This window comes from Streptomyces sp. NBC_01477, assembly GCF_036227245.1.
Classification (GTDB): Bacteria; Actinomycetota; Actinomycetes; order Streptomycetales; family Streptomycetaceae; genus Actinacidiphila.
The window spans coordinates 4892966-4906726 of record NZ_CP109445.1 but is presented as its reverse complement, the minus strand read 5'-3'; the positions used below and the strand labels follow the sequence as shown (position 1 = coordinate 4906726).

General features: G+C 71.4%; 12 protein-coding genes and 1 pseudogene. 8 read left to right on the top strand and 5 right to left on the bottom strand.

What is annotated here, in order from left to right; translation table 11 throughout:
• Positions 1-40: 40 nt before the first annotated feature.
• Entirely contained in the window at positions 41-1768 is a 1728-nt protein-coding gene (locus tag OHA86_RS20695; RefSeq protein ID WP_329177416.1) for a ricin-type beta-trefoil lectin domain protein, read from the top strand.
• Between the two features lie 361 nt (positions 1769-2129).
• A complete protein-coding gene (locus tag OHA86_RS20690; protein ID WP_329177414.1) occupies positions 2130-2537 on the top strand; it encodes an SRPBCC family protein in 408 nt (135 codons plus the stop codon).
• 23 nt (positions 2538-2560) lie between these two features.
• On the opposite strand, the gene OHA86_RS20685 is transcribed toward OHA86_RS20690, so the two are convergent.
• Positions 2561-3175 carry a DUF3558 family protein gene (locus tag OHA86_RS20685; protein WP_329177412.1) on the bottom strand — a complete coding sequence of 205 codons (615 nt, stop codon included), beginning with the start codon at positions 3173-3175 and terminating at the stop codon, positions 2561-2563.
• Positions 3176-3389: 214 nt separating this feature from the next.
• Between OHA86_RS20685 and OHA86_RS20680 the strand changes: the two genes are divergently transcribed.
• The 4 genes from OHA86_RS20680 (at position 3390) to OHA86_RS20665 (ending at position 8840) form a co-directional block, all read left to right on the top strand.
• Complete coding sequence (locus tag OHA86_RS20680; RefSeq protein WP_329177410.1) at positions 3390-5696, top strand: serine/threonine-protein kinase; 2307 nt, start codon at positions 3390-3392, stop codon at positions 5694-5696.
• The gene (locus OHA86_RS20675) at positions 5683-7191 is read left to right on the top strand and encodes a serine/threonine-protein kinase (protein WP_329177409.1); all 1509 of its coding nucleotides are present in this window, start codon (positions 5683-5685) and stop codon (positions 7189-7191) included. Before OHA86_RS20680 ends, OHA86_RS20675 begins: the two co-directional genes overlap by 14 nt.
• A gap of 35 nt (positions 7192-7226) precedes the next feature.
• Positions 7227-8024: a hypothetical protein gene (locus OHA86_RS20670; RefSeq protein ID WP_329177408.1), complete on the top strand. Its 798-nt coding sequence runs from the start codon at positions 7227-7229 to the stop codon at positions 8022-8024.
• Positions 8025-8195: 171 nt separating this feature from the next.
• Complete coding sequence (locus tag OHA86_RS20665; protein WP_329177407.1) at positions 8196-8840, top strand: dihydrofolate reductase family protein; 645 nt, start codon at positions 8196-8198, stop codon at positions 8838-8840.
• 285 nt (positions 8841-9125) lie between these two features.
• On the opposite strand, the gene OHA86_RS20660 is transcribed toward OHA86_RS20665, so the two are convergent.
• Positions 9126-9311 (bottom strand): hypothetical protein, encoded by a 186-nt coding sequence (locus tag OHA86_RS20660; RefSeq protein WP_329177406.1) that lies wholly within the window; start codon positions 9309-9311, stop codon positions 9126-9128.
• 53 nt (positions 9312-9364) lie between these two features.
• Between OHA86_RS20660 and OHA86_RS20655 the strand changes: the two genes are divergently transcribed.
• Positions 9365-10207, top strand: coding sequence for a hypothetical protein (locus OHA86_RS20655; protein ID WP_329177405.1), 843 nt, complete (start codon positions 9365-9367; stop codon positions 10205-10207).
• A gap of 137 nt (positions 10208-10344) precedes the next feature.
• Here the strand turns inward: OHA86_RS20655 and OHA86_RS20650 are convergent, their stop codons facing one another.
• Together OHA86_RS20650 and OHA86_RS20645 are read right to left on the bottom strand one after the other, a co-directional pair.
• On the bottom strand, positions 10345-10767 hold the full coding sequence (locus tag OHA86_RS20650) for a hypothetical protein (RefSeq protein WP_329177404.1): 423 nt from the start codon (positions 10765-10767) through the stop codon (positions 10345-10347).
• Positions 10764-11033 carry a CopG family transcriptional regulator gene (locus tag OHA86_RS20645; RefSeq protein WP_329177403.1) on the bottom strand — a complete coding sequence of 90 codons (270 nt, stop codon included), beginning with the start codon at positions 11031-11033 and terminating at the stop codon, positions 10764-10766. The genes OHA86_RS20650 and OHA86_RS20645 overlap by 4 nt, the downstream gene beginning before the upstream one ends.
• A gap of 132 nt (positions 11034-11165) precedes the next feature.
• Here OHA86_RS20645 and OHA86_RS20640 point away from each other — a divergent pair.
• A pseudogene (locus OHA86_RS20640) lies at positions 11166-11921 on the top strand (acid phosphatase); the annotation flags it as partial.
• A 457-nt stretch (positions 11922-12378) separates the two neighbouring features.
• Here the strand turns inward: OHA86_RS20640 and OHA86_RS20635 are convergent.
• Positions 12379-12819 (bottom strand): hypothetical protein, encoded by a 441-nt coding sequence (locus OHA86_RS20635; RefSeq protein WP_329177402.1) that lies wholly within the window; start codon positions 12817-12819, stop codon positions 12379-12381.
• Positions 12820-13761: the final 942 nt, after the last annotated feature.

Genomic DNA, 13761 nt, shown 5'->3' with positions numbered 1-13761 from the left:
GCTCACGCGACATCACGCCTTTTCCCCGGAGGTCAGACATATGCGCTTGACGTTTGCAAGGCCGCGGCGCGGCGGCTGGAAGAGAGCGCTCACCCTGCTTCCCGTCGTCGTGGTCACGGTGGCGGCCACCGCCGTCGTGACGCTGAACGCCGAGGCGGCAGTGCCCCCGGCCCCGTCGGGCTTCACGCTCACCTGGAGCGACGACTTCAACGGAGCGTCCGGCACCGGCATCGACCAGGGCCTGTGGAAGTACGACACCGGGCCGGGCAGCAACTTCGGCACCGGTGAGATCGAGACCATGACCACCAGCACGTCGAACGTCTACTACGACGGCCAGGGCCACCTGGTGCTCCAGGCCCAGCACTCCGGTTCCGACCCGCGGGGCGGGTGGACCTCCGGGCGGGTGGAGACCCAGGCGGCGACCTTCGGCGCCCCGGCGGGCGGCGTCGTACGCATCGAGTCCGTCCTCCAGCAGCCCAACGTCAGCACCGCCAACGGTGCGGGCTACTGGCCGGCGTTCTGGATGCTCGGCGCACCGCTGCGCGCCGGTGTGACCTGGCCGACGTCCGGTGAGATCGACATCATGGAGGACATCAACGGCCGCAGTTCCGACTTCAGCACCATCCACTGCGGAGTGAGCCCGGGCGGGCCGTGCAACGAGCCGACCGGCATCGGATCGGGCGAGCGCGGCTGTCCTGGCTGCCAGACCGGCTTCCACGACTACGCGGCGGAGATCGACCGCTCGACCTCGCCGGAGCAGATCCGGTTCTACCTCGACGGGAACAACTTCTACACCGTCAACGCCAACCAGGTGGACGCGGCAACCTGGTCCAACGCGATCGATCACCCGTTCTTCATCATCTACGACCTGGCGATCGGCGGCGGCTTCCCTGACGCCTTCGGCGGCGGCCCGAACGCGGCCACGGTCTCCGGCGGCAAGCTGGTCATCGACTCGGTGGCCGTGTACAACAAGGGACCCGGCTCCGGGGGCGGCGGCGGTTCCGCGACCGGCCAGACGATCACCGGCCCTGGCGGCAAGTGCGTGGACGTGGCAGGTGACGACACCGGCGGCGACGGCACCGCGGTCCAGCTGTGGGACTGCCAGTCGGCGGCCAAGGACCAGCACTGGACCTGGAGCGGCCAGACCCTCCAGACCCTCGGCAAGTGCCTGGACATCGCCGGCGGCAACAGCGCCGCGGGTACGAAGCTGCAACTCGCCACGTGCAACACCAGCGGCTACCAGGCCTGGGTACGGCAGACCGACGGCTCGCTGCGGAACCCGGCCAGCGGCCGGTGCGTCGACTCGCCCTCGGGCGCCACCGCGAACGGCACGCGGCTGCAGATCTGGGACTGCAACGGCTCCGGAGCCCAGAAGTTCGCCATCGGCACCCCGATCTACGGTCCTGGCGGCAAGTGCGTGGACGTGGCGGGCGACGACACCGGCGGCGACGGCACCGCGGTCCAGCTGTGGGACTGCCAGCAGGCGACCGCGCTCGACCAGAAGTGGACCTGGAACGGCCAGACCCTGCGCACCCTGGGCAAGTGCCTGGACATCGCCGGCGGCGTCAACGCGGCGGGCACGAAGCTCCAGTTGGCCACGTGCAACGGCGGGGGCTACCAGAACTGGGTCGCCAACGCCGACGGTTCGATGTCCAACCCGACCACGGGCCGGTGCGTCGACTCGCCCTCGGGCGCCACCGCGAACGGCACGCCGTTGCAGATCTGGGACTGCAACGGCTCCGGAGCCCAGAAGTTCGCCCTGGCGTGAGGAGGACGAGGGCCTCGGGCCGGGCCGTCTGAACCGCACCGGCCGGGTCGTAGCAATCGGGTCGGCCAAGGGAGCAGCCAGCCCCGCTCCCTTGACCGACCCGCGCCATCCCCGCCGCAGCCGCGGTCACGACCCGGCCCATCGGGCGCGGGACGCGCCGCTCGGCTGTCCGAGAAGAAGCCGTCGACGTCCACGACGAGTTGGCTGGTGCCCCCTGCGCCGGCGAAGGAGACCGCACCCGCCGTGAGCGACGCGTCGGATGTCTCGGCGAGCCGGGCGGGCAGGGTCAAGTTCCGCCGGCCGGCTGCCATGGCCGATTCGTTCAAGACGGCGTCAGCAGCGGCCCGATAGCGTCGCGGCCATGGAAACCACGGCTTCGGGCTCTCGGCACATCAGCAGGCATATCGATCGGCCTGCCCAGGAGGTCTATGACTACGCCTCGAACCCGGCCAACCTCCCCGGGTGGGCTTCCGGGCTGGCCGGGGACATTGACAGGGTCGGGGGGCAATGGATCGCCGAGTCACCCATGGGGCGGGTCGTGGTCGTCTTCGCGGACAGGAACGAGTTCGGCGTACTCGACCACCACGTCACCTTGCCCTCGGGCGAAACCGTCTACAACCCCGTGCGGGTCATCGCGGACGGCGCCGGGTGCGAGGTGCTGTTCACGTTGCGCCGGCAGCCGGGGATGAGTGACGAGGTCTTCGAACGTGACGCGGATACCGTCGCCGCCGACCTCGTCGCGCTCAAGAACGCGGTGGAGCGCGCGTAGTCGCGGGCCGGGTGGTGTCCCGTCTAGCGGAGGTGGGAAACGATTGCTTCGGCGAATTCCACCGCCAGGCCGACCGTGCCCGGTCCCTTCGGGGCGCCCGCACCGAATGAGGCGACGATCAGCCGGAAGGAATGCCCGGCGCCGACATCGACGACCATGAAAGCGGAGTCGTCACGCTGGTAGGTGCCCACCCGGGCGCGGTGCCCGGAGACCGTCTTGTGGGTGAGGTCCCGGAAGCGGGCGTCCTCCGTCAGGTCGGTCGAGGTGTACGGCGTGAAGCTGACCAGGCCGCCCACCGCTCCCCACTGACACGACGTGGGGTCGCCCTTCATGGTCGTCTCCCTGCCCTCGATGGCGATATACAGCTTGTCCACCCCGCCGTCGGCCTCCGTGACGGCCAGGCACGGGTGCTGGGCCAGCTCCGCGAGGGTGTGCGTGCTGCCGGTCGGACCGGCGGCGGATGCGGTCGGCGCCGTCGCCCTACGAGTCGCGGTGTGAGACGCCGACACCGGCGTCCGGGTGCTGCTCGCCGCGTGCGACGTACCGCCGCTCCCGCCGTCGCAGCCGGCCACGGTGGCCGACGCCGCGAGAAGAGCCGCCGCTACGATCGCGCCCCGGGCGCCGTCTCCGAGCTTCATGGTCCCGGACCGTACGTGACGCCTCCCGGGACCCCTCCCGAACGCGCCGCCAGGTGTTCGAACCGCGGCGACACCGCCGCACGCGCACCGAACGTGCTGTGAAGTCCTTGTGAGGGCGCGGCGGTCGGTATGCCGCCGGAGGCGAGAATTGGCGCTCCTGCCATCGGTCCGTCCGACGGTCCGTCCATGTCCTGGCGGTGGAGAAGGAGAAGCCGTGCAGCCACTGGAGGCTGGAGATCCGGCGGAGGTCGGGGGCTACCGGCTGCTGGCCCGGCTGGGCGCGGGCGGAATGGGCGTGGTGTACCTGGGGCGTTCGCCGGGCGGACGCGCGGTGGCGGTCAAGGTGGTACGGGCGGGGTTCGCCCGGGACGCCCGGTACCGGGCCCGCTTCCGCAGGGAGGTGGCGGCCGCCCGTACGGTGACGGGCGCGTTCACCGCGCCTCTGCTGGAGGCCGACGCGGAGGCGGCCGTACCGTGGCTGGCCACGGAGTACCTGCCGGGACTGTCGCTGCGCGAGGCGATCGGTGCGTACGGAGGCCTGCCGCCCGCGGCAGTACGGCTGTTGGCCGCCGCACTGGCCGAGGCGCTGGCCGACATCCACCGCGCGGGCCTCACCCACCGGGACCTCAAGCCGGAGAACATCATGCTCACGGCGGGCGGCCCCCGCTTGATCGACTTCGGGATCGCCCGGCCTGACGGCGCCACCGTGATCACCGTTCCCGGCGCGCTGCTCGGCACACCGGGCTTCATGTCGCCGGAGCAGGCGTCGGGCGGGTTCGCCGGTTCCGGCAGCGATGTCTTCGCGCTCGGCGCGGTGCTGGCGTTCGCGGCGACGGGGCAGGAGCCGTTCGGCGACGGCGACCGGGCGGCCACGCTGGAACGGGTGCGGCGCGCGCAGACGGATCTCGGCGGGCTGACGGATCGCGGGCTGCGTACTCTCGTCGCGTCCTGCCTGCGCCGCGAGCCGGGTGAACGCCCCACGGCAGTCGTCCTGTTGGACCGGCTCGGCGAACCCTCCGCCTCCGTCCAGGGGACGCGGTGGCTGCCGGCGCCGATGGCGGAGGCGGTGGACCGGCGGGTGAACCGTACGGAGCTGCCGTCCTACGCCCTGGCCCCGGGGGCCGGGGGGCAGGCCGGGCGGCAGGCCGTACCGCCCGGCCAGACGACGGCCGATCCGCCGGCGGAGCCGCTGCCCTTACCGGCGGGGGCTCCTCGTGATCCCCGAACTCCGTTGCGGCTCCGCTCCTTTCGGAACCCGAGCCGCCGAAGGCTGCTGCTGACCGTGGCGGCTGTGGCCGCCGTACCCGGCGCGGCAGGAGCCGCGGTGGCGCTGTGCAGGACGGGATCGGCTACGGGGCCGCCGTCGGCCGGCACCTCTGCGTCCGCCGGCTCCGGGCGGCCGACGCCGTCAAGTGCCCCGCGCTCGCGTCCCACCGCACCCCCGCGGGCCACCTCCCGGTGGAGGGCCAAAGTGCCTGCCGGCGGTGACGGCTACCCCGACATCTACGCCGCCGGCGACGTCGTCCTCACCGCCGACAGCAGCACGGACACCCCCATGGCCCGCGCCCTCGACGTACGCACCGGCAGGCAACTGTGGACGCGCCACGTCGACTTGGCCACCGACTCGGCCAAGGTCACCGCCGGCACCGGCGCGGTGTATCTGGTCGACGAGCGCAAGAACGACACGTCCACGCTGCGCGCGGTCGACCCGGCCTCCGGCGCGACCCTCTGGACCTACCCGATGCCGCTCAACAACTTCGTGTGGGGCGTGGCGGCCACCGGCCCGACGGTCTGCGTCGCGGGAGGCGACGCGGTCACAGGGTTCACCACCGGCAGCGGCAAGGTCAGTTGGCGTACGGCTGTGGAAGGGTTGTACGTCACAGCGGCGGCCGGGCTCGTCCTGGTGGAGAGCAGCGAGCGGGACGCCAACGTACTCACCGCGCTCTCCGCGACCACCGGCCGCGTCCGGTGGACCCACAAGCTGGCCGACCAGCCCCAGTACACGACCATCGGCGACGGCTTCGTCTTCACCCACGACGCGTACGGCGGCCTGTACGCGCTCCATTCCGACACCGGCAGGACCGCGTGGAACAAGACGATGGACACGCGGAGTTCGGTCCGCAGGACCGGCAGCGGCATGCTCTTCGTGGACGATGCCGACGGCCGCATCCGCGCGCTGAGCGCCACCACGGGCGCGGAGGTGTGGTCCCGGCGCATGGGCCAGGGCGCGGCGAACCCGTACGGTGAATCGACGGCGATCGGCCTGTCCGGCGACACGCTCTTCGTCGGTACGACCGACTCCGTCGTCTACGCCCTCAACACCGCTGACGGCAGCGTTCTTTGGACCTACGGAGCCGACGCGATGAACAGCTCCGACTCCTCCTCCGATCCGGGGTGGGGAGCGCTGGCCGTCGACGGGCTCGTCGTCCTGAGCACACAGGACGGGTACATCGAGGCGGTCGGCCCGCCGGGCGGGAGCCAGGGCGCGACACCGAACGGAGCACCGGATGCAGCGGCTTGAGCCCGGCGACCCCCGTACGGTCGGACCGTACCGGGTCCTGGCGCGCATCGGGACGGGCGGCATGGCGGCCGTCTACCTGGCCCGTTCCCGGGGCGGCCGGTCCGTCGCGGTCAAGGTCATGCACGCCGACCTGGCCCGCGAAGCCGCTCACCGCGAGCGCTTCCGGCGCGAGGTCGCCGCCAACTCCGCCGCGGGCGGCGTCCACAGCCCTTCCGTCCTCGCGGCCGACCCCGACGACGGCATGCCCTGGATGGCCACCGAATTCCTGCCGTCGCTCACCCTGCGCGACGCCGTCGAGCGCTTCGGCGCGCTCCCCGCCCACTCCGTCCGCCGTCTCGCCGCCGGTCTCGCCGAAGCCCTCGCCGACCTCCACCGCGCCGGAATCGCACACCTTGACGTCACACCGGCGAACGTCCTGCTGACGGCGGACGGGCCACGGCTGATCGACTTCGGCATCGCGGCCGGCGTGACCCCGGCGCCGCCGCCGGACAGCGTGTCCACCACCGTGTCAGGCCACGCGGGCTCCTGGGGTTTCATGTCCCCCGAGCAGGTCGAGGGCGTGGCGGGCCCGCCGAGCGACGTCTATTCGCTGGGCACGACGCTGGAGTACGCCTGCGGGGGCGCCGACGCTGCGGGTGCGCGCGGCGCGGGTGACGGTGCTCCCGGCGACGGGCGAGCCGGTGGGAGGCCGACCGTCGATCACCGCTCCGCCCGGGACCGGTACGGCTCCGCCCCGCCCGATGCCGCGCTGCGCGCGCTCGTCGCGGACTGCCGTCGTCCCGACCCCGACGCGCGGCCGTGCGCCGCCGAACTGGTCCGGCGCCTGGCCCCGGGCCAGGAGGAGAGCGAGGCGCCGGCCGCCACCTGGCTCCCGCCGCAGGTGACCGCGGCGATCGACGAGAACGCGAGCGCCGCCGACAATCCGCCGACGCCCGCGCCTTTACCGCCGGGACGGCGCCGCGTGCTGCTCGGCGGCGTGGTCGCGGCGGTCACGGCCGTGGGTACGGCGGCGGTGCTGGCCACGCGGTCGGCCGGTTCGCCGTCCGGTGCAGGAGCGGGCACCGGCCCGCAGGCACGCAGGACACCTGCGGTCACCCGGACGGGTACGCAGCCGCCGACAGGCGCGAGCGGCGCCACGGCGGCCTCCGCCACCCCCTCGGCGATGCCGGTACCCCTGGTGTTCGAGATCACCGGCACCGGCACGCTGACGATGCTCGCGTACGGCGTCAACGGCAGGCTGACCAGGACGAGGAGGACGCAGAAGCTGCCCTGGCGCAAGACCGTCGATGTGCCGCAGGGCGGCGGCGCCACCGACTGGCAGATCATGCTCACCCTCGGCTCGGGCACGGCGCGCTGCCGCGTACTGCTGGACGGCCGGACGCTGTTCGACCAACGCGCTCCCCGCAAGGTGCCGTTCGGCCCTACGTACCCCTCAGACGTATCGCCGGGCGGCTCCGTCGCCACGTCGGGACCTCCCCCGAGCCTCAACGGTTAGCGTGTACGCCCCTGGCCGAGGAGGAAGGACTCACCATGGCGAGCAAGGTCAGCATCCTGCCGAAGGACATCGGCAGCCTCAGCGGAGGACTTCCCAGCGCCGCCCCCGGCACCCTGTTCGTCCTCGGCCCGAGCGGCGGCATGAGCGTCGCCCCGGACGCCGACTTCCCCCTCACGTTCGGCCGCAACGAGCCCGACGTCCACGTCTGCGTCGGCATGGGTGACGAGTGCGTCAGCCGCTGCCAAGGGCTCATCACGTACGCCCGTTCCCGCTGGACCCTCAGCAACACCGGCAAGCGGCCGATCCGCTTCCCCGGCTCCCGGCTCGTACTCAAGGGCGACCAGGCCGAGTTGGCCACCGGCTACACCCCGCTCTTCATCGTCTCCCCCCGGCAGGAGCACCTGCTGGAGATCCGCATCGCCTCCGTGGCCCCGCCGCCGGCCGCCGCCGTCGGCACGGACGCCGCCTCCCACGCCTGCCGGCACAGGACAAGCGACGGCGACACCCGCGATCTCGCCCCCGAAGAGAAGCTCGTCCTCATCTGCCTCGCCCAGCGCTACCTGCGCAACGACCCCCAGCCCCAGCCCCTCACGTGGTCCCAGGTCGCCTACGAACTCACCGACCTCAACCCCACCGACCCGTGGAGCCCCAAGCGCGCCGCCCACGTCGTGGCCAAAGTCCGCCGCCGCCTGAGCAGCGAAGCCGCCATCACCGGCCTCCTCGGAGACGACGTCCCCTCGCCGGTCGGCAACGCCCTCAACCACAACCTCATCGCCGACCTGCTCCTCACCACCACGATCACCAAGGCCGACCTGCGGCTGCTGGGCGAATAACCCCCCTCCCCCCGGTGCCTTCCGCGTCACAGCCACCCCGCCGAGCCGGCCGCGCGCTGACGCGCCCCGAAAAAAGCGGTGGCCCGCTGTCGATCCGGCCGGGCCCCGTTCGACGCCATGATGTGCGGCGCCCGCCGCACGGCGACGCGACAGGACCGGACAGGGAAACCCGTGAGTCAACTACTGAGAGTAATGAACTTCACCGTATCGAGTGACGGCATCGGCGCCGGAGAGGATCAGACACTCGAGCGGCCGTTCGGCCATGTCGATCCCGGGCGGCTGTTCGCCTGGGCAGGCGCCACGGCGAGCTGGCCCATGCGCACCGACGCCGGGGGCAGCCGGGGCATCGACGACTACTTCACGCGGGACTTCGCACGCGACATCGGCGCCGAGATCATGGGCCGCAACAAGTTCGGTCCGCAGCGCGGGCCGTGGCAGAACCACGAGTGGCAGGGCTGGTGGGGCGACGAACCCCCCTTCCACACACCGGTGTTCGTCATGACCCACCACAAGCGCCCGTCGTTCGCGCTCTCGGACACCACCTTCCACTTCGTCGACGGCGACCCGTCCGCGGTCCTCGAACAGGCACGGGAAGCGGCGCGGGGCAAAGACGTCCGCCTCGGCGGCGGGGTCAGCACCATCAGGCAGTTCCTCGACGCCGACCTCGTCGACACCATGCACATCGCGGTCTCTCCGGTGAAGCTCGGGTCCGGACTGCACCTGTGGCAATCGCCGGACGAGCTGCTCGACCGCTTCCACCTGGAGGTCGTGCCCAGCCCGAGCGGCATGACACACCACCTGTTCTGGCGAAAGTGACGCGGGGACCCGGCCGGGTTCCGTCCCGTCATAGCGCCGACGTCACGGGCTGCGACACCGGCTGAGCCGCGCTCGGCCGACGTCGTGGCGCCACCCGCAGGGCGCCCGGACCTCCCACCGGGCCCCTGCACGGCAGTGGTTCGCCGTCCGCGCGCCCGGCGCCGCGCGCAACACCGGTGCGGAACTGCTGGTCTTCGACGGCACCGGCCGCATCCTGTGCTGGCAGCACGGTTCGTCCTGCCGGGCCACCGGGGCCACGTCCTACCTCGTCGTGGTCGCCGCCGACTACGGCAACGCGCCGATCGCGGCGCACGTCGACACCTGGACGGTGGGCACCGCCGCCGCGTGGGCGCCGCAGTGCACCGCCCACCCGCTCACGCCGGGCGCCTTCACCCCGCGCAGCGGCATCCTGACCGAAACCGCGACCGGGTACTGCGCGGTGATGCCGGTCACGTCCAACCTGCGCTTCAACGTGTACGGCGTGAACAGCGAGACCTCGCCCCCGGCGACGCCGCGGTTTCGGCATGTTCGGCGCGGACGCGAGCCGATGGGCCGGCAACACCCTCGACTCCGCCTACCAGTGCAGCGGTCTGAACCTCGGCGCCTTCGCCTACCAGTGCCAGGTCGGCGCCGCGACGCAGGGCGTGTGCCAGTCCGGCTGCGCGACCCGGCCGCCGCTGCCGGCCATCAGCGGGCTCAGCACGTCCACCGGGCAGTCCGGCACGCAGAACCAGCTCATGGTCCACGGCACGAACCTGACCCTCGACACCAAGGTGGAACTGACCCGGAGCGGTGCGACGGTGGGCACCTACCCGAGCAAGGCCGTCGCGATCAGCAACGACTCCACCTCGCTCACCGTACTGCTGCATACCGGGGGCGCGGCCCCCGGTACGTACGACGTGTCGCTCGTCAGCAGCGGCTCGGTCATCACCTCGGACGGCGGCACCCTCCACGACGCGTACACCGTCACCGCCGCCCCCACGCCCGCGCGCAGCACGCTCGTGCCGCTGTCGCCGACGCGGTTCCTGGACACCCGGTACGGCACGGGCGCGCCCAAGGCCCGGGTCGGCGCGGGCGGTGTGGTGCAGCTCAAGGTGACCGGGGTGCACGGCGTACCGGCGAACGGGGTGAACGCGGTGATCATGAACGTCACCGCCGTCAACCCGACCACCAGCGGCTTCGTGACCGTCTACCCCGACGGCAGCGCGGTGCCGGAGGCGTCGAACCTGAACTTCACGCAGGGCGAGACGATCTCCAACCTGGTGGTGGTGCCGGTGGTCGACGGCCGCGTCACCTTCGCCAACCACTTCGGCACGGTTCACGTGGTCGCCGACCTCAACGGCTACTTCACCTCGGCGACCGTCTGACCCCTCGGCCGACCGGCCCGGGCCGCCCCGCGGCGGCCCGGGCCCTCAGTGCACGGACCCACGGCTCGACATCACGCAGCGCACCACCGGTCCAACGCCGACCGGCTCTCATCGACATCGAGACCGGAGCGAGCTGGTCACACCTGCTTGACGACGATCGTGTCCGGGACCAGCTTCTCCAGGTCGTCGACATCCGAGGTGAAGACGGTGACCTGCCCCCTCTGCTGTCGCGCGATGACAGCGAGCACCGCGTCGATCGCGTACTTGTGACCATGGAGCTTGGCATCGGCGAGAAGACGGCGGGCCTGGCGGCCCTCTTCCTTTCCGACGTCGGCGACCTTGAGCCGGGAGAGCACCCAGTCCCACCGCTGCTCGGTGGTCCTGCCGTCGTACGCCTCGACCAGGGTCATCGGAGACGTCACCACCTCAGCCGCGCCCCGGGCCGCGAGGTCGAGCCAAGCGAGCATCTTGCGGTCGCCCCGCACGGCGAGGGACAGGGCCTCGCAGTCGAGGACGAAGACCCGGAGCAGGGGCTCATGCTCGCTACTGCGCTTCTTCACGCGGCCTCTCCGGCGCTGCCTGGCCGACGGTGCGCGTGCTCGGCATCGAGACGGTTCAGCTCGTCGAGTGCCACCGCGTGTTCATCCTCGGTGACGGGCCCATGCTCTTCCTTCAACCAGTCGACGAGTCCCACCAGGCGGTCCCGATCGCGCTTGGCCCGCAGCGCCTCTGCAACGTACGCCGACAGGCCGCGTTCAGCCGCCTCCGCACGGATCTCGTCAAGGAGATCCTCGGGAATCGTCACTGTCACCTTCTTGCTCGCCATATAAGAGACCATACTCCCGGTATTCATGGGTTTACCAGTCTGGCGAGTGCGACGACGCCCGTCGATCACCCATGGCAGCGGGACGCGGGGCGCGGGCTCTCCGGTCAGTAGTCGTCGTACGGGTGGCGGGCGGCCGACGACGGGAGCGACTGCTACAACGACCTCCTGAGCGGTATCGGCGACCTCCGCTCCGACATCCTCGGCGCCAACACCAAGGTGCCGGGCGGCACTCCGCTCACCGCGGAGAACGACCGGATCGCCGTGGCCGTCAACAACGCGGCCACGCAGAAGGAGGTGGACCGGGCCGAGGCCGACGCGACCAGCAGCGCCACCGCCACGACGGCGGACGGCCTCGGGTCCCGGCTCGGCACGCTCTCAAGCGACGCCCTGAGCGGCGGCCGACTGCCGAAGACCAGCGCGCTGTCCTCCCGTGTCACCCAGGGCCTCGACACCCACGACGCGGCGAAGGACCACTACGGCTACCTGCGTCCGTACGTACGGCTCGGGTTCGCCGGCGACGGCGGCGACGTCTACGAGTCGCAGGACGGCTCGTACAGCAGCCTCGCCATCAGCGGCTCGTACCCGAGCGGCCACACCTACGGCGGTTACGAAGCGGGGACCGTCCTCGCCACGCTGCTGCCGGAGCTGGCACCGTCGATCCTGGCGCGCACCTCGGAGTACGGGAACAACCGCATCGTCCTCGGGTTCCACTACCCGCTCGACGTCATGGGCGGCCGCATCACCGGCCAGGCCACCGTGGCGCACCGGTGGGCGGACCCCGACTTCGCGAAGCTGCTGACGCAGGCCCACACCGAGATCGAGAACGTGCTGCTCGCGCAGTGCGAGAAGGAGGGATACGGCGACACGCTCGCGGCCTGCGAGGGCGACTCCGCGACCACCGGCGCTGACCCCCAGGGGCGCACCGCCCCCGACGGACGGCCCCTCCGGGTGAGCCACTACCGCTCACCCGGAGGGGCCGTCCGCGCCTCACCATGGTCGGGCCCTCCGCCTGCCCGGGCGGCCGGGCGCGGAGGATACGAGAGCGGAAAGCGGGAACCGTGGAACGGCACGGACCGGTACATCTCGTTCGGCGAGGAGCCCGGCGGCCGCAGCTGGGGCGACGCACGCCGCTACGGCTTCGTATCCGCCGGCAGTGGCTGTCCCACGCGATCGGGCGCTGTGGCGGGCAGGCTTCTTCGCCAACCAGAACTCCGCGTGCAAGCTTCGAGCCCACTTCACCATGGACGAGGTCTCCCGCCACTTCGACATCGCCTGACACCGTCCGACCGGGCACGACGTCGGTCGCAGAGGGAGTCCACCGGCGAGACGGCCGCTTACTCCTGCGTCAGCTGTAGGTCAACGCGGTGAGAGAGCAGTAGCGGACGAACGGCCCGGGATAGACGTACATGTCCTGGCAGTTCCCGTTCGCACTGATGGTGGACGTGCCCGGCACGATGCTGTAGCGGTAGCCCTCCCAGTACGGTGTCTGCGTTTCGTTGTCGCAGAAGCCGGTGTTGATGGCGAGGGCGCTGGCGCTGGCGGGTATGGAGACGGTGAAGTACTTGGTGTTGCCGGACGCGTAGCTCGAGCCGCTGGGGTAGTACCAGCCGGAGCCGTTGTCCACGCTCAGACCGTACGGCAGGCCCGAAGAGCAGCTCAGGGCTACGTTGAACGTGCGCATGGTGTCGGCCGAGGCGGACTGAGGTGCGGCGAGTGCGATGAGCGCGACGGCGGCCGTCGCCGAGGAGAGCGCGATCAGTCTCTTGCGTAAGCGTTCGGCGATCATGGGTGGACCGTTGTCCCTTCGGTGGTGACTCCTGCCGTGACTCGTTGGAGGGAGGGCCCCACAGGATCATGGGAGCGCTCCCACCGCTGCGATACGTAGTGTTGGCGCTCGCCGACGGCGCGTCAAGGCGTTGCACCGAAGCGGTGCGCACGGGGCGCGCAGAGCCACAGGACCATGGGTGACGATCAGTGGCTCGACCTGGTGCCATTGCGGCAGCGACGAGGCCGCCTTCTACCGCGGCGCCTCGACCTGGGGCGCGGGCTGCCCGACCCCGCTTTCCTCTGTCCGCCCACCGGCCCAGGCTCAACTCGCGGGGCGTCAAACCCGGCTCATTGAGTCCTCGGCACCGGAAGACGTCAAACCGCGGGAACGGTTCAGTGACCGTTCGGCCGGCGGGCATCGACAACGACCAGGGCCTTCTCATTCATCCGGCTTTTGCCGGACACGAATCTCGCTCGTCCGGGCCGATGGGCGGCTGGACGCCGCACCCGGACCTCGGTGGCGTCGATGATCCCGATCTGTCCACTGGCACCGGGATGGGTGACTCCGTCGGCCGGATGCAGAGCCTCAAGCCCGTTGCATCACGCCTGGCGACAGACCCGTGCGGAGGATACGAGATTCGAACTCGTGAGGGATCGCCCCCAACACACGGTCCGACGGGACAAGAAGCCGTACGCGTGGACGCAGATACGTACTGGCCGGGGACAGAACCGGTATCCGAGGTGGCCGTGGACGGCCCCGAGCACAGGCGAATGAGACCGGGGCTGGGACCAGCGAACCGCAGGCTCCTGCCGGCCAGGACGGGTGTGGCCCAGGTGTCGTCTCGGCAGGCTGGCGCCCAGGCAGTGTCGGCAGCCGTCACACCGGGGACGGCGCTGCCAGCTCCTTCAGCAACCGGTCAAGGCCGACGGCGGGTTCGCGCGCGCGAACGAGGCGCGACGA

Coding starts and splice junctions, on each gene's coding strand:
- OHA86_RS20690 (WP_329177414.1), top strand. CDS start 2,130: ATGGAAACCACGGCTTCGGGCTCTCGGCACATCAGCAGGCATATCGAT.
- OHA86_RS20675 (WP_329177409.1), top strand. CDS start 5,683: ATGCAGCGGCTTGAGCCCGGCGACCCCCGTACGGTCGGACCGTACCGG.
- OHA86_RS20685 (WP_329177412.1), bottom strand. CDS start 3,175: ATGAAGCTCGGAGACGGCGCCCGGGGCGCGATCGTAGCGGCGGCTCTT.
- OHA86_RS20695 (WP_329177416.1), top strand. CDS start 41: ATGCGCTTGACGTTTGCAAGGCCGCGGCGCGGCGGCTGGAAGAGAGCG.
- OHA86_RS20635 (WP_329177402.1), bottom strand. CDS start 12,819: ATGATCGCCGAACGCTTACGCAAGAGACTGATCGCGCTCTCCTCGGCG.
- OHA86_RS20645 (WP_329177403.1), bottom strand. CDS start 11,033: ATGGCGAGCAAGAAGGTGACAGTGACGATTCCCGAGGATCTCCTTGAC.
- OHA86_RS20655 (WP_329177405.1), top strand. CDS start 9,365: ATGTTCGGCGCGGACGCGAGCCGATGGGCCGGCAACACCCTCGACTCC.
- OHA86_RS20670 (WP_329177408.1), top strand. CDS start 7,227: ATGGCGAGCAAGGTCAGCATCCTGCCGAAGGACATCGGCAGCCTCAGC.